We start from the raw sequence: 22,967 nt of genomic DNA on the forward strand, positions 1-22,967 counted from the left end.
TCGTCACCGCCTGAAGACGGCGGGCCCGCGTCCAATTCCTGGACGCGGGCCCGCCGTTCTGTGGAGCCGTCAGCGCATGGAGCCGGTGCGCAGGAGCGTGCGGATGACGCGCATCGCGACCGAGAGGCTGGACAGCTCGTAGTTGTCCGAACCCCTTATGTCGTCGAGGGTGCTCTTCGCGCGGTTCAGCAGCGTCCCGTTGAGCTCCGCCCAGGCGGTGTAGCGCTCCTCCGGGGTGGCGCCCTCGGGACCGCAGGCGAGGACGTCGGCGGTCAGCGCCGCGTGCGCCGCGAAGAGGTCCTCGCGGATCGCGGCCCGGGCCATCGACGACCAGCGGTCGGTGCGGGGCAGGTCGATGATGCGGTCCAGCAGGTGCGAGATCTGCAGGCGGTCACCGAGGTCGTAGTAGAGCTCGGCGACGTCCGCGACGTCCTTGCCGGAGCGGTCCGCGACCTCGGTGATGTCCAGGGTCGGGAAGACCGAGGACAGACCGGCGATCCGGGTGGCCAGCTCCTCCGGTACGCCCGCCGCTGCGAGCTCGCCGTGGATCGACTCGAACCAGGCCAGGTCCTCGCCGCGCAGCGGCTTGGGCAGCGAGCCCCAGACCTGGGCGATCCGGTCGCGGAAGAACGCGATCGTGGCGGCGATGTCCAGCGGCTGGCGGCGGTTGTTGAGCATCCACCGGGTGGCGCGCTCGACCAGGCGGCGCGAGTGCAGCCGCATCTTGGTCTGGACCCGGGCCGGGACCTTGTTGTCCAGGCCCTCGATCTCGGCCCAGATCTCCTCCAGGCCGAACACGGCCCGCGCGGCGGTGTGCGTCCGGGCGATCTCCTCGTAGGTCGCGCCGGTCTCCTCCTTCAGGCGGAAGGCGAAGGTGCAGCCACCGCGGTTGATCGTGTCGTTGACGATCAGCGTGGTGATGATCTCGCGGCGCAGCGCGTGGTTGTCGATCGCGTCGGCGAACCGGGCCCGCAGCGCGCTCGGGAAGTACTCGTGCAGCGCGGTGCGGAAGTACGGGTCGTCGGGCAGGTCGGTGGCGAGCAGTTCCTCGGCCAGCGTGATCTTGGTGTACGCGAGCAGGACGGACATCTCGGGCTGCGAGAGCCCGCGGCCGTTCTGCTGGCGCTCGCGGATCTGGCGCTCGGCGGGCAGGAACTCCAGCGCCCGGTCGAGCTGGCCGGCCGCCTCGAAGCGGTTGATCATCCGGGAGTGGACGTTGACCATGCTGTGCGCCTGGGCGACGGCGTTGGCCAGCACCACGTTCTGCGCGTAGTTGTTGCGCAGCACCAGGTGGCCGACCTCGTCGGTCATCTCGGCCAGCAGGGCGTTGCGCTGCTTGACCGTCATGTCGCCCTCGGAGACGACCCCGTTGAGCAGGATCTTGATGTTGACCTCGTGGTCCGAGGTGTCCACACCGGCCGAGTTGTCGATGGCGTCGGTGTTGATCCAGCCACCGGCGCCCTCGGGGCCGCCGGCCGACGCGTACTCGATGCGGCCGAGCTGGGTGCAGCCGAGGTTGCCGCCCTCGCCGATGACCCGGGCCCGGACCTGCTCGCCGTTGACGCGGATGGCGTCGTTGGCCTTGTCGCCGACCTCGGCGTTGGTCTCGGTCGAAGCCTTGACGTAGGTGCCGATGCCGCCGTTCCAGAACAGGTCGACCGGCGCCTGCAGGATCGCCTTCATCAGCTCGGCCGGGGTGAGCCGGGCCTCCTGGATGCCGAGCGCGGCCCGGACCTGGGCGCTGACCTGGATTGACTTGGCACTGCGCGGGAACACGCCGCCGCCGGCCGAGATCAGCGACTTGTCGTAGTCGTCCCACGAGCTGCGCGGCAGGTCGAACAGGCGCCGGCGCTCGGCGTACGAGACGGCCGCGTCCGGGTTCGGGTCGAGGAAGATGTGGCGGTGGTCGAAGGCCGCGACCAGCCGGATGTGCTCGCTGAGCAGCATGCCGTTGCCGAAGACGTCGCCGGACATGTCGCCGATGCCGATGACGGTGAAGTCCTCGGTCTGGGTGTCGACACCGAGCTCGCGGAAGTTGCGCTTGACCGACTCCCAGGCACCGCGGGCGGTGATGCCCATGCCCTTGTGGTCGTAGCCGGCCGAGCCGCCGGAGGCGAACGCGTCGCCCAACCAGAAGCCGTAGGACTCGGCGACGCCGTTGGCGATGTCGGAGAAGGTCGCGGTGCCCTTGTCGGCGGCGACGACCAGGTAGGTGTCGTCCTCGTCGTGGCGGACCACGTCGGCCGGGTGGACGACCTCGCCGCCGACCAGGTTGTCGGTGATGTCGAGCAGGGCCGAGATGAAGGTCTTGTACGAGGAGACGCCCTCGGCCAGCCACGCGTCGCGGTCCACCGACGGGTCCGGCAGCTGCTTGGCGACGAACCCGCCCTTGGCGCCGACCGGCACGATGACGGTGTTCTTCACCATCTGCGCCTTGACCAGGCCGAGGATCTCGGTGCGGAAGTCCTCGCGCCGGTCGGACCAGCGCAGACCGCCGCGGGCGACCTTGCCGAAGCGCAGGTGCACGCCCTCGACCTGCGGCGAGTAGACCCAGATCTCGAACGCCGGGCGCGGGGCCGGCAGGTCCGGGATGGCCTTCGGGTCGAACTTCATCGACACGTAGGAGTGCCACTCGCCGTCGGCGGCGTGCTGGAAGAAGTTGGTCCGCAGGGTGGCCTTGATGAGGTTCAGGAAGGAGCGCAGGATGCGGTCCTCGTCCAGCGAGGCGACCTCGTCGAGCGCGCCGGCCAGCTCCTCCAGGATGCCCTCGGTCAGCTCCAGGGCGCCCGAGCGGTGGCTCGGGCTCAGCCGGGCCTCGAACAGGTTGACCAGCAGGCGGGTGCTGTGGGTGTTGTTGCGGAGCGCGTCCTCCATGTAGTCCTGGGAGAACGTGGAGCCCGCCTGGCGCAGGTACTTGGCGTACGCGCGCAGCATCATCGCCTGGCGCCAGGTCAGCCCGGCGGTGAGGACCAGCTCGTTGAAGCCGTCGTTCTCGGCCCGGCCGGTCCAGGTGGCGGCGAAGGTCTCCTGGAAGCGCTCGCGCGCCTCGTCGGTGAGCTCGGTGGCCTCGCGCAGCTTCAGGCCGAAGTCGTACACCCACGCGGTGGTGCCGTCGGAGCGGCGCAGCGCGTACGGGTGCTCGTCCAGCACCTCGACGCCCAGGCGCTGAAGCACCGGCAGGACCTCGGAGAGCGAGATCGGGCCGCCGACCCGGTAGATCTTGAAGCGGCGCTCGTCGTCGCCCGCGCCGACCGGCTGGTACAGGTTGAGGCGGAAGTCGCCCGCGCCGTGCAGCGCCTCGATCTGCTTGATGTCGGCGACGGCGGTGCGCGGCGGGAAGTCGGCGCGGTAGCCGTCGGGGAAGGCGTTGGCGTACTTGTGGCCGAGCTCGGCGGCCTTCTCCTCGCCCAGCTCGGTGTGCAGCTGGTCGTGGAAGCCGTCCATCCAGAACCGGGCGGCCTCGGCCAGGCGGTTCTCGATCCGCTCGATGTCGGTGTCGGTGAGCTGCGGCAGCTCGGTGCCGGGGGCGACCCGGACGACGAAGTGCAGGCGGGTCAGCACCGACTCGGTGGCGTACACCGTGTAGTCGATGGCGTCACCGTTCAGCTCTTCCTTGAGGATGTCGGTGAGCAGCAGGCGGATCCGGGTGGTGTACCGGTCGCGCGGCAGGTAGATGAACGCCGAGTAGTAGCGGCCGTACTCGTCCTGGCGCAGGAAGAGGCGCAGCTTGCGGCGCTCCTGCAGGTAGAGCACGCTCGTGGCGATCGAGAGCAGTTCGGAGGCCGCCGTCTGGAACATCTCGTCCCGCGGGAAGGTCTCCATGATCTGCAGCAGGTCGCGGCCGTCGTGGCTCTCGCTGGAGAAGCCGGAGCCGTCCAGCACCTCCTGGACCTTGCGGCGCACGACCGGGATCCGGGTGACGGACTCGGTGTACGCGGCGGAGGAGAACAGGCCGAGGAAGCGGCGCTCGCCGATCGGCTCGCCGGCGGCGTTGAACTTCTTCACGCCGACGTAGTCCAGGTAGGCCGGGCGGTGCACGGTGGCACGGCTGTTGGCCTTGGTGAGGACGAGCAGCTTCTTCTCGTGGGCCTTGGCGCGCACCGGCGCGGAGAGGCGGCCGAAGGCCTCGCTGACGGCGTGGTGGCGGTCGTCGTGGCTGCGCGGGTCGGCGCGCAGGATGCCGAGGCCGGTGCCGGCGACGGCCTTGAGGACCTCTTCGCCCTCGTGCTCGACGAGGTCGTACTCGCGGTAGCCGAGGAAGGTGAAGTGGTCGTCGCCGAGCCAGCGCATCAGCTCCCAGGCCTCGCCGACCTCCTGCTCGGGCAGGCCCGCCGGGGGCTCCTCGGCCAGTTCGTCGGCCAGGCGCAGCGCGCTGTCGCGCATCTTGGTCCAGTCCTCGACGACCTCGCGGACGTCGCCGAGCACGCGGCGCAGGTTGGACTCGATCGAGCGCAGGTCCTCGCGGTCGGTCTCGCGGTCGATCTCGATGTGCATCCACGACTCGACGGTCGCGTCGGCGGGCCACTCGGCGCCGGCGGCCTGGCTGCGCGCGCACGCGTCGACGTCGAGGATCTCCAGGAGCTTGCCGGTGATGTCACGGCGGACGACCAGCTGCGGGTGGATCACGATGTGGATCGCGCGGTCCTGGCGGGAGAGCTCGTTGGTGACCGAGTCGACCAGGAAGGGCATGTCGTCGGTGACGACCTCGACCACCGTGTGGCCGCAGGACCAGCCGTTCTCCTCGACCGAGGGGGTGTGCACCCGCACCTCGGCGGTGCCCTGGGGGCGCTTGAGGCCCAGGCGGTAGTGCGAGGCGGCCGCGCCGTACACGTCGACCGGGTCGAGGTCGACCAGGTCCTCGGGCGCGGTGTGGAGGTAGTAGTGGTGCAGGTACGCGGCAAGAGCGCCGTTGCTCAGGCCCTCCCCCGGCGCCGCTCCCCCCACCTGGCTGTTCTCAGCGGCTGCGGCTGCCTTCTTGAGCAGGTCGGCCTTGGCTGCGTCCAGCTTGGTCTGCATGACTTCTTGGCTCCTGTCGCGCGCCGTTGCGTGACTCGGTCGTGTGTGGATGAACACCGACGGGTCTACCGCAATCCTGCCGCACCATCCGACTGAAAAGGCCTCATGGCGCGCATGAAACGCCTTCGCAGTGGGTAGGACGATTCGTCCTGCGGAGACACCCGACGACGCCAGCCAGCCTAACCGGATCAATCGAAGGTGGACAGGGACAGGGAGGCGCAAAGCTGCCGGGTGACCGGTCCGTCCTGGACAGCATGTCCAAACCGGAACGTTCTGTTCGCTTTCAGCCCATGTGTGGGTAAGTGTGCTCGGTCGGTGGGACGAAGGTCTCCTTGATCGAGCGGGCCGAGGTCCAGCGCAGCAGGTTCTGGGCGGCGCCCGCCTTGTCGTTGGTGCCGGAGGCGCGGGCGCCGCCGAAGGGCTGCTGGCCGACCACCGCGCCGGTCGGCTTGTCGTTGATGTAGAAGTTCCCGGCGGTGAAGCGCAGTTCCTCCACGGCCCTGGCGATCGCGTAGCGGTCCTGGGCGATGACGGCGCCGGTCAGGCCGTAGGGGGCCGCGGCGTCGATCCGGGCGAACACGTCCTCCCAGCGGGAGTCCTCGTACACGTGGACGGCGAGGATCGGGCCGAAGTACTCGGTCCGGAAGATCTCGCCGCGGTGGTCGGAGGAGACCAGGACGGTGGGCCGCACGAACCACCCGATCGCGTCGTCGTACTGGCCGCCGGCCGCCAGCTCGATCGTGGGGTCGCGCTTGGCGCGCTCGATGGCGTCCCGGTTCTTCTCGAAGGCCCGCCGGTCGATGAGCGCGCCCATGAAGTTGGACAGGTCGGAGACGTCGCCGACGGCGAGGGCGTCGACCTCGGCCAGGAAGTCGTCCTTGATCCGCTGCCAGAGGCTGCGCGGCAGGTAGGCCCGGGAGAGCGCCGAGCACTTCTGGCCCTGGTACTCGAAGGCGCCGCGGATCAGCGCCGTCTTCAGGACCTCCGGGTCGGCGGAGCGGTGGGCGAGCAGGAAGTCCTTGCCGCCGGTCTCGCCGACGATCCGCGGGTACGTCCGGTAGCCGCCGATGTTGGCGCCGATCGTCTGCCACAGCGACTGGAAGGTGGCGGTCGAGCCGGTGAAGTGCAGGCCCGCCAGCGCCGGGTCGGCGAGCGCGACCGGGGACACCTGGAGGCCGTCGCCGGTGACGAGGTTGATCACGCCGGGCGGCAGGCCGGCCGCCTCCAGCAGCCGCATCAGGTGGTGGGCCGCCAGCATCTGGGTCGGCGCGGGCTTCCAGACCACCGTGTTGCCCATCAGCGCGGGGGCGGTGGGCAGGTTCCCGGCGATCGCGGTGAAGTTGAACGGCGTGATCGCGTAGACGAATCCTTCCAGCGGACGGTGGTCGGTGCGGTTCCACACCCCCGGTGACGACACCGGCTGGTCGGCCAGGACCTGCCGGGCGAAGTGGACGTTGTAGCGCCAGAAGTCGATCAGCTCGCAGGCCGAGTCGATCTCCGCCTGCTGCACGGTCTTGGACTGGCCGAGCATCGTGGCCGCGTTGAGGGTCTCCCGCCAGGGCCCGGCGAGGAGGTCCGCGGCGCGCAGGAACACCGCCGCGCGGTCGTCGAAGGACAGTGAGCGCCACTCCCGGCCGGCCGCCAGCGCCGCGTCCACCGCCGCGCGGGCGTCCTCCCGGGTGGCGTTGCCCAGCACGCCCAGCTTGGCGGCGTGGTGGTGCGGTTGGACGACGTCGATCCGCTCGCCGCCGCCGAAGCGCTGCTCCCCGCCGATCGTCATCGGCAGCGGCACCTGCTCGGCCGCCAGCTCGTCCAGCCGGCGCACCAGGCGCTCCCGTTCGGCGCTGCCGGGCCCGTACGCCCGCACCGGTTCGTTGGCCGGCTCGGGCACCTGGGTCACTGCGTCGATGGGCATCGCGGCTCCGTCCTGCTGCTGTACCGGTGTCAGTCCAGCCTGACCAGCCTCCGGCGGATCCGCCCGTCCAGACACGCCGACGGCGGACGTGGCGCGTGCCACGTCCGCCGTCGTCATGGCGGCATCGCCGCAGTTCAGGACGTCAGGCGTCCGGCCAGCTCGACCGCCTCCGCGAGGGTGTCCACGACCGGCACGCCGACCGGCTCCAGCTTCTCCCTGGTGTGCGAGCCACCGGTGTACAGCACGGCGTGCGCGCCCGCGCCGATCGCCGCGAGGGCGTCGTCCGCGGCGTCCCCGATGAGGACCGTGCGGGCGGGGTCCACGTGCTCGCCCAGGGCTGCCAGGTGGCGGACCAGGTGCTCGCCCTTCTGCCCGCCGGAGGGGCCGCTGCGGCCGTCCACCCGCAGGAAGGTGCCGGTCAGGCCGAAGGCGTCGACCAGCGGCACCAGCTTCTCGTGCTCGTACATCGACAGCAGGGACTGGCTGTGCCCCGCCTCCTGCCAGCCGGACAGCAGCTCGCGGACGCCGTCGGTCAGGTCGCAGGCCGGGCTCAGCTCGCGGTAGCGGTCGTGGAAGGCGCCGTCGAGGCGGAGCCACTCGGCCGGGGACGGCATCCGGCCGAGCAGGCGCTCGTAGAAGCGGGGGATCGGGACCTCGTACTGCTCGCGGTACTCCTGCATGGTCATCGGCCCGACGCCGATGGTCGCGAACGCGGCGTTGCTCGCTCCGAGCACCGCCTCCATGTCGTGGAAGAGCGTGCCGTTCCAGTCCCAGACGATGTGATTGCGCACGGTCCGAACGGTAACTCGCACGCCGCCGCGCCGGTAGGACGGGGCTCACGCGCTCCGGCCGCTCACGCGGGGGCGGCCGCGCAGCGACCGGTCAGGCGAGGAGCCCCGGTCAGGCGAGGAGCCCGGGGATCTCCTGGGTCGCGAACCAGAGCAGGTCGTGGTCCTCGGCGCCGTCCACGGTGAACTGGGCGTCCTGGTCGCCCTCGTCGGCGGCGGCCACCGCGGCCACGGCCGCCGTCACGTCCGCGAGCACCTCGTCGTCGGCGACGTCCGCGTGGACGGCCGCCGCCTTCGCGAGCTTCACCGGGCCGGCCAGCACCACGCGGCCCAGCGAGGCCTGGTCCTGGTACTCGTCGCCGGGGAACGGCTCGACGGCGGAGTCCGCCACGTCGAGCGCCACCACGACGCGCCGGCGCGGCGCGTGCGGGTCGGCGGCCAGCAGCCGCAGCGAGGACTGCGCGGCCCGGTTCAGCGCCGCGTACTCCAGTTCCTCGATGTCGTCGCTGACGTACCACTCGCGCAGCGCGGGCGTCACGGCGTAGGCCGCCGACTGGTCCAGGACGCCGCCCGGGTGCGCCGCCGCCAGGCCGGTCAGGGTGGTGGGCACGTACACGCGCATCGGTGGCACTCTCCGGTTCGTCCAGCGTTCGTCCAGCGGCACAGCTTCCAGCGACCCCAAGAATAAGCGCCGGGCGCCCGCCGTGATCACGTCCCGCCGGATCGGCGGGCCGCGGCTCAGCGCGCCGCCGCCAGCGCCTCCCGGCTGGTGCGCAGCGCGCTCTCCAGCACGGCGCCGCGGCGGGCCGGGTCCATCATGTTCGGGCCCATCGCCACCAGGTCCGCGGGCGTCGGCGCGAGCAGCCGGACCCGGACGCCCTCCGCCCGCAGCAGCGCGGCCTCGCGCAGCAGCTGCCTGGTCACCGCGCGGCGGTAGCGGCTGACCAGCTGGGCCAGCACGCCGCGCGGGCGGTCCCGGGCGCGCCACTCCTGCAACGCGGCGAGGGTGCCGCGGTCGGCCCGGTCAGCCCGGTCGGAACGGTCGGCCCGGTCGGCCCGGTCGCCGCGGGGGCGCAGGCGCAGGGCCATCGGGGCGAGCACGTACGCCTCGTCCAGGCCGCGGCCGAGCAGCAGGTCGGCGTTGGTGGCCGACCAGCAGCCGCCGTCCACGTACGCCGAGCCGTTCAGGCGGACGGGCGCGAACCAGCCGGGGATCGCGCAGGAGGCCATCACGGCGTCGGCGATCGCGACCGCCGGGGCGTCCGGGTCGCCGAAGACCACCCGGCGGCCGCTGCGGTAGTCCACGGCCGCGACCCGCAGCGGGGAGCCCGCCGGCCAGTCTCCCGGCCCGTGCAGGTCGCCGACCAGCGCGCCGACCGGGGCGAGCGAGCCCCGGCCGTGCGGTGCCACCGCCGACACCATGGTCAGCAGCGGGTACTCGCGCGGGTGGCGGACGGCGTCCCGTAGGAGGCCCGGCGAGCCGATCCCGGCCCGCGGGCGGGGCGGCAGGGCACCGCCGACGGCCGTCTCGTAGTCGAACGCCACGCCGGCCAGCGGGCCTTCGGTGAGCGGCAGGCCGCGCTGGTGGTCGCGCAGCTGGTCGGCCGGCACGCCCGCGGCGAGCAGCGCGCCGAGGATGGAGCCGGCCGAGGTGCCGAGGAGCACGTCGGCGTCGCCGGGACGCCAGCCGGTCGCCTCCTCGACGGCGCACAGCGCGCCGACCGTCCAGGCCGCGCCGAGCATGCCGCCGCCGCCCAGGACCAGCCCGCGCCGGGGTGCTCCCCTGGCGGCGCCCGCCCGGGTCGGAGCCTGCGCCGCTGCTACGGGTCTCGTCATGCCCGGTGTCGTCATGCCGGCCGCCTGTCGTCGTGGGGCGTCGCGCCCGCTGCCGCGGTTCCCGGTCAGGATCCGATCCTGCGCGCGAACCGCGGGCCACCGCAACGCGTGACCCCGGCCGCACCACCCGGACCGGCGAACCCGGCCGTCCCCTTTCGGGCCTACCCGTCCGTCCCCGCACGTCAACCGCGTGCCTCCGGGACGGCCCGGGAGGCCGCCACCGCAACGGACCGTTCACCCGGATAGGTGAACTTCACCCTCCGCTCCCCATGGTTGCGGAACCCCCTTGCCGCCCTCTCCCCGCCGCCGCTACCAAGGACCCGTCCGTACCCGCACCGTCCCTGTTCGCCCCCGAGGAAGCACCCGTGACCACGCCCCGGAGCACCCCCGCCCGCCCGCACGGCCCCGAGGAGACACCCGTGACCGCACCGCTCGCCGCCCGGCCGCACCGCCACCTGCACGACGGCGCACCGCACCCCGCCGGGCGCCGGCCACGCCACCCCCGGGCCGACTGCGCCGGCGCCCCATCCGGGCACGACACCCGCGCCCTCGCGGCGCGCTTCGCGCACCAGCTCGTCGAGGTGCTCACCGGCGCCCGCCCGTCCGGCCAGCTGATGCGGCACACCAGCCTGGACGGCTACGGGCAGCTCGCCTCGCTCGTGCGCACCGGCGCCCTGCGCCGCGGCGGCGCCGGCGCCCGGCCGCGCCTGGGCCCGGTGCACGACAGATCGCCCTCGCCCGACGCCGTCGAGGCGTGCGTGCGGGTCGACCTCGGCCGACGGCACCACATGGTGGCCTTCCGACTCGAACAACGCGGTCCGGCCGGGCAGTGGCAGTGCACCGCCGTGGAGGCCCGGTGACGGCGCAGGGCGCCGCCCCCGTACGGGAACGGCGCCCTGCGCTGCGGCGCGGTGGCTGCTCAGGCCTTGCGGCGGCGGCCCTTGGCCAACTTCGCGGCCTTGCGGCGCTCGGCGCGGGTCAGGCCGTCGCCCTCGTCCTCCGGGGCGAGGTCGTCGAAGTCGCCCTCGACCACGCCGCCGCCGATCTCGTCCGAGGGGGCGGTGTAGTGCAGGCGCTGCGGCTTCGGGACCTCCAGGCCCTTGGCCTTGATCTCCGGACGGGCGGCGTCCTTCTCCAGCTTGTCGAGCACCACCTCGGCGTCCTCGACCGGGACCTCCTCGACCTGCTGCTCGACCTGGACCTCCAGGTTGAACAGGTAGCCGACGGACTCCTCCTTGATGCCCTCCATCATCGCGGTGAACATGTCGAAGCCCTCGCGCTGGTACTCGATCAGCGGGTCGCGCTGCGCCATGGCCCGCAGGCCGATGCCCTCCTGGAGGTAGTCCATCTCGTAGAGGTGCTCGCGCCAGCGGCGGTCCAGCACCGACAGGACGACCCGGCGCTCCAGCTCGCGCATGATCTCCTCGCCGAGCTGGTCCTCGCGGGCGCCGTACTGCGCCTGGATGTCCTCCTGGATGACCTTGATGAGGAACTCGGAGGTCAGGCCGCCGGAGCCGCCCGCCTCCTCCTCCAGCTCGCCGAGGTCCAGGGAGAGCGGGTAGAGCTGCTTGAGCGCCGACCAGAGCTTCTCCAGGTCCCAGTCGTCCTCGAAGCCCTCGCCGGTGGCCGCCTTGACGTAGGCCTCGACGGTGTCGTCCATGAAGTGGCCGACCTGCTCCTGCAGGTCCTCGCCCTCCAGGACGCGGCGGCGCTCGCCGTAGATGACCTCGCGCTGGCGGTTCAGCACCTCGTCGTACTTCAGGACGTTCTTGCGGATCTCGAAGTTCTGCTGCTCGACCTGGGTCTGCGCGGAGGCGATGGCGCGGGTGACCATCTTCGACTCGATCGGCACGTCCTCGGGCACGTTGGCCATCGAGAGGACGCGCTCGACCATGCCGGCCTTGAACAGGCGCATCAGGTCGTCGCCGAGCGACAGGTAGAAGCGGGACTCGCCCGGGTCGCCCTGACGGCCGGAGCGGCCGCGCAGCTGGTTGTCGATCCGGCGGGACTCGTGCCGCTCGGTGCCGAGGACGTAGAGGCCACCGGCCTCCTTGACCTCGTCCTGCTCCGCCTTGACCGAGGCCTTCGCCTTCTCCAGCGCGGCCGGGAAGGCGGCCTCGTACTCGTCCGGCGTGTCGGTCGGGGTGAGCCCGCGCTGCGCCAGCTCGGCAGCGGCCAGGTGCTCGGCGTTGCCGCCGAGCATGATGTCGGTGCCGCGGCCGGCCATGTTGGTGGCGACGGTGACGGCGCCCTTGCGACCGGCCTGCGCGACGATCTGCGCCTCGCGCTCGTGGTGCTTGGCGTTCAGCACCTCGTGCGGGATGCCGCGCTTGCGCAGCTCCTGCGACAGGTACTCGGACTTCTCGACCGACACGGTGCCGACCAGCACCGGCTGGCCCTTCTCGTGCTTCTCGGCGATGTCCTCGACCACGGCCGCGAACTTGGCCGGCTCCGACTTGTAGATCAGGTCGGGCTGGTCGATGCGCAGCGGCGTCTTGTTGGTCGGGATCGGCACGACGCCCAGCTTGTAGATCTGGTGGAACTCGGCCGCCTCGGTGGTGCCGGTACCGGTCATGCCCGCGAGCTTGTCGTACAGGCGGAAGAAGTTCTGCAGGGTGATGGTGGCCAGGGTCTGGTTCTCGTTCTGGACCTCCACCCCCTCCTTGGCCTCGATCGCCTGGTGCATGCCCTCGTTGTAGCGGCGGCCGGCCAGGATGCGGCCGGTGTGCTCGTCGACGATCATGACTTCGCCGTTCATGACGACGTAGTCCTTGTCCGCCTTGTACAGCTCCTTGGCCTTGATGGCGTTGTTCAGGAAGCCGACCAGCGGGGTGTTCACCGACTCGTAGAGGTTGTCGATGCCGAGGTAGTCCTCGACCCGGGTGACGCCCTCCTCCAGGATGCCGACGGTGCGCTTCTTCTCGTCGACCTCGTAGTCGCGGTCGACCTTCAGGCGCATCACCAGCTTGGCGAAGTCGGCGTACCACTTGGTCGCCTGGTCGGCCGGGCCGGAGATGATCAGCGGGGTGCGGGCCTCGTCGATGAGGATCGAGTCGACCTCGTCGACCACCGCGAAGTTGTGGCCGCGCTGGACGAGTTCGTCCTTCGACCAGGCCATGTTGTCGCGCAGGTAGTCGAAGCCGAACTCGTTGTTGGTGCCGTACGTGATGTCCATCGCGTACTGCTGCTTGCGCTCGGCGGGCGTCATGTTGCCCAGGATCACGCCGACTTCGAGGCCGAGGAAGCGGTGCACCCGGCCCATCCACTCCGAGTCGCGCTCGGCGAGGTAGTCGTTGACGGTGATCAGGTGGACGCCCTTGCCGGTGAGCGCGTTCAGGTACGCGGGCAGGGTGCCGACGAGGGTCTTGCCCTCACCGGTGCGCATCTCGGCGACGTAGCCGAGGTGCAGCGCGGCGCCGCCCATGAGCTGGACGTCGTAGTGCCGCTGGCCGAGGACGCGCTTGGCGGCCTCGCGGACGGTGGCGAACGCCTCGGGGAGGATGTCGTCCAGCGACTCCCCGTCGGCGAGCCGCTGCTTGTACTCGTCGGTCAGCGCGCGCAGCTCCGCGTCGGTGAGGTTGACGAAGTCCTCTTCGATGGAGTTGACCTGGGCAGCAATCCGCTGCAGCTTGCGAAGGATCTTGCCTTCGCCGGCGCGCAGGATCTTGTCGAAGACGGACACTAGAGCGGGCTCCTTGCCTGTATTGGCACTGGACGACTGCACGGGGGGTCCACCCCACCGCACGGGCCATCGTATGCGAGGAGTCCAATGCCCCGGGAGGTGCGTCAGCACGGTATTCCCGTGTCACTCGCACGGGCACCCGACCGATAGCACCGCCCACCGGGGCAAAACGGTCCCGGCCCCGCCGAGTTGGGGGGATATTCGGATGCCCGCCCTCCACTTGGCACGGAATAATCCGGGCATGGAAGAGCCCCTGACCACGCCCGTCACCCTCACCACCGAGCGCCTCGTGCTGCGCGCCCCGCAGGAGTCGGACATCGACGCGATCCTCGCCGCCTGCCAGGACGAGGAGATCCAGCGCTGGACGGTGGTGCCGGTCCCCTACCGGCGCGAGGACGCGGAGTTCTTCGTGCGCACCCTGGCCCCGAACGGGCTGCGCGACGGCTCCGAGTACATCTGGTGCGTGACCGACCGCGCCACCGGGCGCCTGGTCGGCACCCAGTCGGTCTCCCGCTTCGCCGCCGACCCGGCCGCCGCCTCCGTCGGCTGGTGGACGGCGAAGGAGCAGCGCGGCCGCGGCTACACCGTCGAGGCGGCCCGCGAGGTCGCCCGCTGGGCCCTCACCGAGCTCGGGGTCCGCCGCCTGCAGTGGCTCGCCTACGTCGGCAACGACGGCTCCCGGGCCGTCGCCGAGCGGGTCGGCTACCGCTTCGAGGGCACGCTGCGCTCGTACGCCCAGCAGCGCGGCGTCTTCCACGACTCCTGGATCGCCTCGCTGCTCCCGTCCGACCTGGCCTGAGCCGCCGGCCGCCCGGTCCGGGCCCGACCGGGCGGACCGGGCCCGTGCGTTGTCGGTGCCGGGCGCTACGCTCCCCGGCATGAGCTCCGCGCCCGCCCACAGCTCCCCCGTCGCCGTCCTGAGTGCCGACGACGCCCGCCGGATCGCCCTGCGCGCGCAGGGCCTGCTCGGTGCACCGGACCGGCGGGCCGGGGTGCGCGGGGTGCTGCGGCACCTGGGCGCCGTCCAACTGGACACGATCTCGGTGCTGGCCCGCTCGCACGAGCTGGTCCCGTACGCCCGGCTCGGCGCCGTCGGCCGGCCCGCCGTGGAGGCCGCGTACTGGGGCCACGGCACCAGCTTCGAGTACTGGTCGCACGCGGCCTGCGTCCTGCCGGTCGAGGAGTGGCCGCTGTTCGCGTTCCGGCGCCGCCGCTACCGCGCCCGCGGCCACCTCTGGGGCCACCAGGTCTCGCCCGAGACGTACCGCCACGTGCTCGACAAGCTGCGCGCCGAAGGGCCGCTGACGTCCACCGAACTGGGCGGCGCCAAGCGGACGGCCGAGTGGTGGGACTGGTCCGACACCAAGATCGCGGTCGAGCGGGCGCTGGCCTTCGGCGACGTGGTCTGCACCGAGCGCCGGAGCTGGAAGCGGGTCTACGCGCTGGCCGAACAGGCCGTCCCCGACGCCCTGTTCGGGCAGGACCCGACCGACGCGGACTGCGTGCGCACCCTGGTCGCCCAGGCCGGCGCCGCCCTCGGCGTGGCCACCCGGGCCGACCTGCAGGACTACCACCGGCTGCGCGCCGAGGAGTTGGACCCGGTCCTCGCCGACACCGGCCTCGTCCCGGTCGAGGTGGCGGGCTGGGGCCCCGACGGCACCGCGGCCCCCGCCTGGGCCGATCCCGCCGCGCTGGCCGCCGCCCCGCGCGGACGCCACCGCACCACGCTGCTCTCGCCGTTCGACTCCCTGGTCTGGGACCGTGCGCGCACCGAACGCGTCTTCGGCATGACGCACCGCCTGGAGGCCTACACCCCCAAGCACAAGCGGGTGCACGGCTACTTCGCCATGCCCCTGCTCGCCGGCGGGCGCCTGGTCGGCCGGGTGGACCCGGCCCGCGAGGGGCGCACCCTGGTCGCCCGCCAGGTCTCGCTCGACTCCGACCGGCACGTCGGGCCGCTGGCGACGGCACTGCGCGAGGCGGCGTCCTGGGTGGGCTGCGACGCCGTGCGGGTGGAGGCGCTGCACGATGAACGGCTGCGCCCCGCCCTGGAGAAGCTGCTCGCGGCGTGAGCGGCACCGCGGGCCCCGGGAGCGCCGCCCGCAGTGCACCGCGTCACCCTATTTCGAGGATCTTCTCGCGCATCGCGTAGACCACGGCCTCCATCCGGGAGTGGAGCTGCAGCTTCTCCAGGATGTTGCGCACGTGGTTCTTGACGGTGTTCTCGCTGATGAACAGCTCCTTGGCGATCTCCCGGTTGTTCATCCCGGTCGCCACCAGCTTCAGCACCTCCAGCTCCCGGTCGGTGAGCCGGGGCGCGGGCACCAGGTCCCGGTCGTCGGAGCGGCGCTGGATCATCGACTTGAACTCGGTGAGCAGCTTGGAGGCCATCGACGGGCTGATCTGCGACTGCCCGTCGGCGACGGCGCGGATCGCGGTGGCGACCTCGTCGGTGGAGATCTCCTTCAGCAGGTAGCCGGTGGCACCCGCCTTGATCGCCTCGTAGAGGTCCGCCTCCTCGTCGCTTATCGTCAACATGATGATCTTGGTGCTGGGCGCCACGTCCTTGATCGCCGTGCACGCCTCGATCCCGCTGCGGCGCGGCATCCGGACGTCCATCAGGATGATGTCGGGCAGCAGGTCGGCGGCCTTCAGCACGGCCTCGGCGCCGTCCCCCGCCTCGCCGACGACCTTGATGTCCGGTTCCTCGGCCAGCACGATCTCCAGCCCGCGGCGGAAGAGCGCGTGGTCGTCCACCACCAGCACACGGATCGGCTCACCCCGGCGCGGTGCGTACGCGGGCTCGTCCCCCGCTCCCGGGGACAGTCCGGCAACCGGCCCCCCAGCGGGCCCAAGCCCGAAGTGATCGCCCATCCGCTCCTCCCCCTTCGCAGGACATCGTGCGCCAATCATTCCACGCCGCGGCCACGCAACGGTCACCCTCCGATGCCGATTCCCCCGCAACGAGTGACCCCTCCACCACAGCCCGCGACCGCTCTCGACCGGTGTTCGACCGCGGACGGCCCCGGAACGCCGGTGACCCCGGCGGCCGCAGCCACCGGGGTCACCCGTTCATCGCTCGTTCGACGCTCCGGACGGTCAGTCCTCGTCGTTGGCCCCGCCGATCGCACCGCCCGCGCCGCCACCCGCCGACTGGGCGGCGGGGTCGGTCTGCAGGTGGATCACACCGTAGTGGTAGCCGTGCCGGCGGTAGACGACGCTCGGCAGGCCGCTGTCCTTCTCCACGAACAGGTAGAAGTCGTGGCCGACCAGCTCCATCTCGTAGAGCGCCTGGTCCAGCGCCATCGGGGCGGCCGGGTGGGTCTTCTCCCGGACCACCAGCGGGCCTTCGCCCTCCACTTCCAGGGATCCCATCATGGTCTTGCGGACGGCCCCGTTGGTCTCGCTCTCCGGCGCCGCCGGCTCCGGCAGCCCGGCGAGGGCCGCGGTCGCCTCGGCGACGCTGATCGGGGTGCGGCCGTTGCCGCCCTTGTGCACCCGACGCCGGTCCGCCGACTTGCGCAGCTGGGCGTCGAGCTTCGCCGAGGCCAGGTCGAGCGCCGCGTACGGGTCCCCGGCGGCGGCTTCGGCCCGGATCACCGGCCCACGGGTACGGAGAGTGATCTCCACCCGCTCGGACCGGTCGGCCTGCCGCGGGTTGTGCTCCTTGGACACCTCGACGTCGAGGCTGATCACCTTGCCGTCGAACTTCTGGACCTTCTCCAGCTTCTCGGCCACGTGCTCGCGGAACCTCTTGGGCACCTCGGTCTTGCGGCCCTTGACGACGATGTCCACGCAGAACTCCGATCCCTCGTGCTGACGCCGATCCGGGTGCTACCGGACCGGACTGAGACCCAGCTGGACCAGCCCATCCACTGCCGGCCCCCCGCCCCCACCGCCAGCGGCGGGAACGACTGGCCCTCACCTCACTTCCTCCCCACCAGGGACGGTTGAAACCCCTTGAAGCCTTATCGAACACCTCACACGGGGTTTTCGCCTCCCCAGGCTCGGTCGTGGGCAGGGGCCAGGAACAGCGGGCGAAGGGTCAAGCTGTTGCACCCTGTTTACCCTCCTAGGAGTGAAGCATGGGCGAATACCTGGACAACACCCCCCGTACGGCGCATCCTTTGCTCACTCTTCGTGCCTGCCGCCGCCAGGAGCAGCCGTGCCACCCACCACCGAGCCCGTCCGCCCGCCCTCCCCACAAGGGCCGTTCGGTCACGCACTGGCGGACCTGCTGGACGTCCTGCTGCCCACCCGCTGCGCCGGCTGCGGCACCGACCGCACCCAGCTCTGCCCCGCGTGCCGGCACGCCCTGAGCGCCTCCCGGCCCGGCCCCACACTGCTGCCCTGGGCACACGCCGCGGCCCCCTACGCCGACCCGGTGCGGCAGTTGCTGCTCGCCCACAAGGAACGCGGCGCCCTTCGGCTGGCCGGGCCGCTCGGCGAAGCGCTCGGCCTGGCGGTGCGCTCCGCCCTCGGGCCGCGCGCCGGGCTCGCGCCGCTGCTGCTGGTGCCGATGCCCTCCGCCCGGGCCGCCGTCCGCGCCCGCGGTCACGACCCGACGCTCCGGCTGGCCGGGGCCGCCGCGCGCTCGCTGCGCCGGGCCGGCCTGGACGCCGTGGCCGCGCCACTGCTGCGCCACACCCGCCCGGTCGCCGACCAGGCCGACCTGACCGCGGCCGAGCGCCGGCGCAACCTGCACGGCGCGCTCACCGTCCTGCCGCGCGCCCGGCGGAGCCTGGCGGGTCGTCAACCCGTCCTGGTCGACGACCTGGTGACCACCGGCGCCAGCCTCGTCGAAGCCGCCCGGGCGCTGGCCGCCGCCGGTCTGCCGGCCCGCGCGGGCGCCACCGTCGCGGCGGCCGGCCCGCAGCGCACCCCATGAGCCCGGCGCCGGGGCCCGGACATCAGCCCGGGTAGAAGAACGCGCTCGCCCGGTCCGGCAGCGTGACCTCGCGCCACTGGCTGTTGATCAGCCGGTAGATCCGGCCCTCCGTGGCCTGCAGCGCCAGCACCGGCTCTGCCGCCGACAGCACGTTCGCCTTCGCCTCCGAGACCTCGGCGGTCGCCATGCCCTCCCCGCCCTGTGCCGGGGCGTCGGTGCTCGGGGAGCCGTCGGTGCTGACGTAGTGCAGCTGCGGGAGGCGGTCGGCCTCCTTGCCCAGCACGAGCAGCTGGTCGGACTCCGCCCAGGACAGCGAGGAGACGTCGGTGATCGCCGGAGCCGCCGTGTGCAGCCCGACGATCCGGACGGTCGGCGCCTCCGGGGTCCCGCCGTGCACGATCGCGCCGAACATCAGCGACCGGCCGGAGGAGTTCGCGTCCTTCACCACGAGGGCGATCCGGGCGCCGTCCGAGGAGACCCGGAGCATCTGCACGCTCCGCCCGTCCAGCTTCTCGACCGGGACGGTGTACGTCCGGTTGCCGCGGACCGTCACCACGCGCGGGCTCTCCGGGCTGCGGTCCACCACCCAGAGGTCGCCGCGGCCGTCCCAGCTGGGCGAGGCCAGCCCGTCGTCGCCGGTGTGCGCCGAGGTCAGCACCGGATCGGGCAGCGCGACCGCGTTGTCGGACAGCGGCACCGAGTAGAGCTGGTGGTGGTCCCGGCTGAGCACGGCGGCCTGGGAGCCGTCCCGGCGGACGGCGACGGGGCCGAGTGGGGTCCGGCCGGCCGGCTGGGGCTTGCCGAGCACACCGCGCACCGAGCTCGTCGTGGTGTCGTTGAGCAGAACCAGCGCGCCGTTGTCGCTGCGCTGCAGGTACTGCTGCTCGCTGCCCACCCCGGCCAGCGCCCCGGGGCCGGTGAACGGCGAGTCGCCGCGGCCGGCCGCGCAGCCGCCCCGCCGCCCCTTCAGCTCCGCCCGCTCGACCTGGCCCTTGCCCTGCTCGGCGAGGGTGTAGAAGAGCTGGGTCGCCATCCGCCGGCAGGACACCGCGTCGGCGAGGTCGGTACCGCCGAGCTGCACGTGGGCGACCCGGCTGTCGTCGACGTTGACCCGGTCGACGCTCGCACCGCTCGGGAAGGCCGTCCGGACGGCCGGTCCGAGCCAGTTCGACGGCCCGCCGACCAGCGCCTTGGCCGCCGCCGTCAGCGGGTCCGTCCGCCGCCGCAGGTAGATCGGGTCGGCGACCAGCACCTCGGGAGCCGGCCCGAAGCCCGCGGCCGACGGGTCCGGCGCGGTGTAGAAGTACCGGTCCACCTGCCGGTAGCTGTTGCGGAAGTTGGTCTCGTTCATGATCAGGCCGGGCGGCAGCTTGTCGATGCGCCACTCCCCGTCCTTCTGCCGCTGGAAGGTGAAGTCGGACGACTTCGTGCTCTGCCCCGTCACCAGCGCGTAGGTGTGCCCGGGGTCGACCGCGGCCACGACCTGCCCGGTGATGGACAGCGTGGTCGTGGCTTCCGTCTCCGGGACGTCGGGGGCGGACGGCGGGGGCGTGGCCGCGAGCACCGTGATGCCCGCGTCCGGGTTCCAGGCCGCGGCGGCCTCCTCGGTGAGGTACTTGCGCGCCGTGTCGTAGCCCTCGTCCGCCGTCACCGCGTCGAGGAACCCGGCCAGCAGGTCCTGCGGCTTGGCACCCCTGGCCGGCCCCACCGGGAACACCCGCACCTGCAGGTTCTTGTCGGCCGAGCCCTGGGAGAGCTCGACCTTCGTTATGCCGCCCGAGTCCGGCATGGCCGCGCACCCGCCGGCCAGCAGGGCGACGAGCACCCCGCCGGCCACCGCCGCGAGCCGCGGATCAGGCCTGCCGCTCGTCCTTCGCACGCTGCGTCCCCTCCGTGTCCGTCCCGCCCGTCAGATCCGGCTCCGCCGTGCGCTGCGCCACCGACGGCCGGCCGGGCGTGGGGTCCACCATCACCTGGGCACCGGTGGCCAGGTAGCCGGCCCCCGCCGCGCGCACGTCGGACGGGTCCGCGCGCGGCCCCTGCGGCAGCCGGGCCTTGCCGAGGCCCGGTCCGATGTTCAGCACCCCGCCGAGACCGCTGCCCAGGCTGCTGCCGGTGCCGTCCGGCGTCTCGGCCTGCTCCTCGGCCGCGGTGAGGGCCGTCGCCCCCGACGGGCTGATCGCCCGCCGGTACGGCGTGCCGTACGTGCCGAGGCCCCGGTTGTTGCGCGAGTCCTCCGGCTCCAGCCGGAACGGCGCCCGGCTGATCTCCCCGCCGCGCGTGCGCGGCAGGGTGAGCCGGAAGTGCGAGCCGCCGCCGGGCTCGCCCCAGGCCTGGAGCCAGCCGCCGTGCAGGTGCGCGTCCTCGACCGCGATCGACAGGCCGAGGCCGGTGCCGCCGGTGGTCCGCACCCGGGACGGGTCGGCCCGCCAGAAGCGGTGGAAAACCCGGGAGGCCTCGCCCGGCTTGAGCCCGATGCCGTAGTCGCGCACGCCGACGGCGACCGCGCCGTCCGCCGAGCCCAGCCGGACCACGACGTCCCGGCCCTCGCCGTGCTCGAGCGCGTTGACCACCAGGTTGCGCAGGATGCGCTCGATCCGGCGGGAGTCCACCTCGGCGACCACCGGCTCGCCGTCGCCGCGGATCACCACGGCGCTGCCCTTGGCCTGGGCGAGCGGATCGGCGGCCTCCACCACGCGGGCCACGATGTCGCGCAGGTCCACCGGCTCGGCGTCCAGGATCGCGGCGCCGGCGTCGAAGCGGCTGATCTCCAGCAGGTCGGCGAGCAGCGACTCGAAGCGGTCCAGCTGGCCCTGCAGCAGCTCGGCCGAGCGGGCCGCCATCGGGTCCAGGTCCTCGCGGCTGTCGTAGATCAGGTCGGCGGCCATCCGGACCGTCGTCAGCGGGGTGCGCAGCTCGTGCGAGACGTCCGAGACGAAGCGCCGCTGCACCCGGGACAGCTCCTCCAGCTGCCGGATCTGCGCCTGGAGGGCGTTGGCCATCCGGTTGTACGACTCACCGAGGCGGGCGATGTCGTCGGTGCCGGTGACCTTCATCCGCTCTTCCAGGTGCCCGTCGGCCAGCCGCTCGGAGATCCCGGCGGCCATCCGGACCGGGGTGACCACCTGGCGCACCACGACCCAGGCGATGCCGCCCATGAGGATCACCACGAACACGCCGGCGGTCGCCAGGGTGCCCGTGACCAGGTTGAGGGTGTCCGTCTCCTGCCCGAACGAGAAGACGTAGAAGAGCTGGTAACTCGTGTTGGTCGGGCCGACGAACTGCATGCCGAGCGCCAGGCCGGGCTCGGTGTGCCCACCGCTCTCGGCGGAGCGGTGGATCCGGGTCGGCTGGTCGAACATCTGGCCGGGCTCGGCGTACACCTTGGCCCGCAGCGAGTCGGGCACGCTGATCGGCAGGATGTCGCCCGAGTAGCGCGGGCCGAAACCCACCGCGTCCGGCATCACCGTCTGGCCGGTGCCGGGCATCATCGCGATCACCGAGTAGACCGTCTGCCCGCTCGCGGCCAGGTCGTTGACCTGCCGCAGCAGCCAGGACCCGACCTCGTCGGTGCTCGGGTCCGCCGCCGCGCCGACGCGCAGCCGCTGGTCCTTGGCCTCGTCGATCTTCTTCAGCTCGGCCTGGAAACCGATCCGCGCCTGCTCGCGCGCGGACGCCAGCTTGGTGTCCAACAGGCCGGTGCGCACCTGCGCCACGACGACCACGCCGAGCACCAGCACGACCGCGATGGACGCCAGCAGCGACACCGCGACCACGCGCAGCTGGATCGAGCGGCGGTACAGCGCCGTCACCCGGTGCGCGGGCCGACGCAGCTGACGGGTCACCAGCGCGAGCAACGCGGCCGGACCACGCCGGCGCCGGGTGGTCGAACTCAGCACGTCCCCGCGCACGGCGTCGGCCCCGTCGGTCGCGGAACCCGACGGGGACTCGTCAGCCCGGTGCGTCACGTCAGCTGGGTCCGGCCTTGTAGCCGACGCCGCGGACGGTCACCACGATCTCGGGGCGCTCCGGGTCCTTCTCGATCTTCGACCGCAGGCGCTGCACGTGGACGTTGACGAGGCGGGTGTCCGCCGCGTGGCGGTAGCCCCAGACCTGCTCCAGCAGCACCTCGCGGGTGAACACCTGCCACGGCTTGCGGGCCAGTGCCACCAGCAGGTCGAACTCCAGCGGGGTCAGCGGGATGCCCCGGCCGTCCCGCTTCACCGAGTGACCGGCCACGTCGATCACCAGGTCGCCTATGGTCAGCTGCTCGGGCGTGGGCTCCTCGGCGCGGCGCAACCGGGCGCGCACCCGGGCCACCAGCTCCTTGGGCTTGAACGGCTTGGTGACGTAGTCGTCGGCGCCCGACTCCAGGCCCACCACGACGTCGACCGTGTCGGTCTTCGCGGTCAGCATGACGATCGGGATCCCGGACTCGGCCCGGATCTGGCGACAGACGTCGATGCCGTCCCGGCCGGGCAGCATGAGGTCGAGCAACACCAGGTCGGGCTTGGTCTCCCGGAACGCGGCTAGCGCCTTGTCCCCGTCGGCGACGAAAAACGGCTCGAAACCCTCACCACGCAGCACGATGCCGAGCATCTCGGCCAGTGCGGAGTCGTCATCAACGACGAGGACGCGTCCCTTCATGGCTCCATCCTCTCATTACCGGATTGTGACCTGCCGCACAGCAGTGCCAATGCTCCACAACGGCCAACTCGGCCACCCCCGCATTACGGTCATACCGGGCGAATAGCCCCCGATGGAACGTCTCCGAACCGTGCCGGAGCCGCGCCCGGACCACCGCGGCACCCCCGATTCCGTTCCGCGACCGGATACCCCTGA

The 22,967-nt window shown here is 72.3% G+C and carries 15 protein-coding genes; 4 read left to right on the forward strand and 11 right to left on the reverse strand.

Annotated elements, in window-relative coordinates:
• Positions 1-69 precede the first annotated feature (69 nt).
• The 5 genes from PUR71_RS24260 to PUR71_RS24280 form a co-directional block, all read right to left on the reverse strand.
• The gene (locus PUR71_RS24260; RefSeq protein ID WP_329929197.1) at positions 70-5,016 is read right to left on the reverse strand and encodes an NAD-glutamate dehydrogenase; all 4,947 of its coding nucleotides are present in this window, start codon (positions 5,014-5,016) and stop codon (positions 70-72) included.
• Positions 5,017-5,299: 283 nt separating this feature from the next.
• Positions 5,300-6,925: an L-glutamate gamma-semialdehyde dehydrogenase gene (gene pruA / locus PUR71_RS24265; protein WP_329929226.1), complete on the reverse strand. Its 1,626-nt coding sequence runs from the start codon at positions 6,923-6,925 to the stop codon at positions 5,300-5,302.
• A 140-nt stretch (positions 6,926-7,065) separates the two neighbouring features.
• On the reverse strand, positions 7,066-7,722 hold the full coding sequence (locus tag PUR71_RS24270; protein ID WP_329929198.1) for an HAD family hydrolase: 657 nt from the start codon (positions 7,720-7,722) through the stop codon (positions 7,066-7,068).
• 109 nt (positions 7,723-7,831) lie between these two features.
• Positions 7,832-8,341: a DUF6912 family protein gene (locus PUR71_RS24275; protein WP_329929199.1), complete on the reverse strand. Its 510-nt coding sequence runs from the start codon at positions 8,339-8,341 to the stop codon at positions 7,832-7,834.
• A gap of 116 nt (positions 8,342-8,457) precedes the next feature.
• Entirely contained in the window at positions 8,458-9,555 is a 1,098-nt protein-coding gene (locus tag PUR71_RS24280; protein WP_329929200.1) for a patatin-like phospholipase family protein, read from the reverse strand.
• Positions 9,556-9,920: 365 nt separating this feature from the next.
• Here PUR71_RS24280 and PUR71_RS24285 point away from each other — a divergent pair, with 365 nt between their 5' ends.
• A complete protein-coding gene (locus tag PUR71_RS24285; RefSeq protein ID WP_329929201.1) occupies positions 9,921-10,415 on the forward strand; it encodes an Rv3235 family protein in 495 nt (164 codons plus the stop codon).
• 59 nt (positions 10,416-10,474) lie between these two features.
• Here the strand turns inward: PUR71_RS24285 and secA are convergent, their stop codons facing one another.
• On the reverse strand, positions 10,475-13,237 hold the full coding sequence (secA, locus tag PUR71_RS24290) for a preprotein translocase subunit SecA (protein WP_329929202.1): 2,763 nt from the start codon (positions 13,235-13,237) through the stop codon (positions 10,475-10,477).
• Positions 13,238-13,478: 241 nt separating this feature from the next.
• Between secA and PUR71_RS24295 the strand changes: the two genes are divergently transcribed.
• Together PUR71_RS24295 and PUR71_RS24300 are read left to right on the forward strand one after the other, a co-directional pair.
• Entirely contained in the window at positions 13,479-14,036 is a 558-nt protein-coding gene (locus PUR71_RS24295; RefSeq protein ID WP_329929203.1) for a GNAT family N-acetyltransferase, read from the forward strand.
• A 79-nt stretch (positions 14,037-14,115) separates the two neighbouring features.
• Positions 14,116-15,309 carry a winged helix-turn-helix domain-containing protein gene (locus PUR71_RS24300; RefSeq protein WP_329929204.1) on the forward strand — a complete coding sequence of 398 codons (1,194 nt, stop codon included), beginning with the start codon at positions 14,116-14,118 and terminating at the stop codon, positions 15,307-15,309.
• A gap of 43 nt (positions 15,310-15,352) precedes the next feature.
• On the opposite strand, the gene PUR71_RS24305 is transcribed toward PUR71_RS24300, so the two are convergent.
• Both PUR71_RS24305 and hpf read right to left on the reverse strand, forming a co-directional pair.
• Positions 15,353-16,111: a response regulator transcription factor gene (locus PUR71_RS24305; RefSeq protein ID WP_329929205.1), complete on the reverse strand. Its 759-nt coding sequence runs from the start codon at positions 16,109-16,111 to the stop codon at positions 15,353-15,355.
• A gap of 225 nt (positions 16,112-16,336) precedes the next feature.
• Entirely contained in the window at positions 16,337-17,032 is a 696-nt protein-coding gene (gene hpf, locus PUR71_RS24310; protein ID WP_329929206.1) for a ribosome hibernation-promoting factor, HPF/YfiA family, read from the reverse strand.
• 451 nt (positions 17,033-17,483) lie between these two features.
• On the opposite strand from hpf, the gene PUR71_RS24315 reads away from it, so the two are divergent.
• Positions 17,484-18,125, forward strand: coding sequence for a ComF family protein (locus PUR71_RS24315; protein ID WP_443077547.1), 642 nt, complete (start codon positions 17,484-17,486; stop codon positions 18,123-18,125).
• 22 nt (positions 18,126-18,147) lie between these two features.
• Here the strand turns inward: PUR71_RS24315 and PUR71_RS24320 are convergent, their stop codons facing one another.
• From PUR71_RS24320 to mtrA, 3 genes are read right to left on the reverse strand one after another with little or no spacing between them, the layout of a single operon-like run.
• Positions 18,148-20,004 (reverse strand): LpqB family beta-propeller domain-containing protein, encoded by a 1,857-nt coding sequence (locus PUR71_RS24320; protein WP_329929208.1) that lies wholly within the window; start codon positions 20,002-20,004, stop codon positions 18,148-18,150.
• The gene (gene mtrB / locus PUR71_RS24325) at positions 19,979-22,093 is read right to left on the reverse strand and encodes an MtrAB system histidine kinase MtrB (RefSeq protein WP_443077542.1); all 2,115 of its coding nucleotides are present in this window, start codon (positions 22,091-22,093) and stop codon (positions 19,979-19,981) included. The genes PUR71_RS24320 and mtrB overlap by 26 nt, the downstream gene beginning before the upstream one ends.
• A 1-nt stretch (position 22,094) precedes the next feature.
• Positions 22,095-22,772 (reverse strand): MtrAB system response regulator MtrA, encoded by a 678-nt coding sequence (gene mtrA, locus PUR71_RS24330; protein ID WP_030061806.1) that lies wholly within the window; start codon positions 22,770-22,772, stop codon positions 22,095-22,097.
• Positions 22,773-22,967: the final 195 nt, after the last annotated feature.

Source organism: Streptomyces sp. SP17BM10, assembly GCF_036322405.1.
Taxonomy (GTDB): Bacteria; Actinomycetota; Actinomycetes; order Streptomycetales; family Streptomycetaceae; genus Kitasatospora.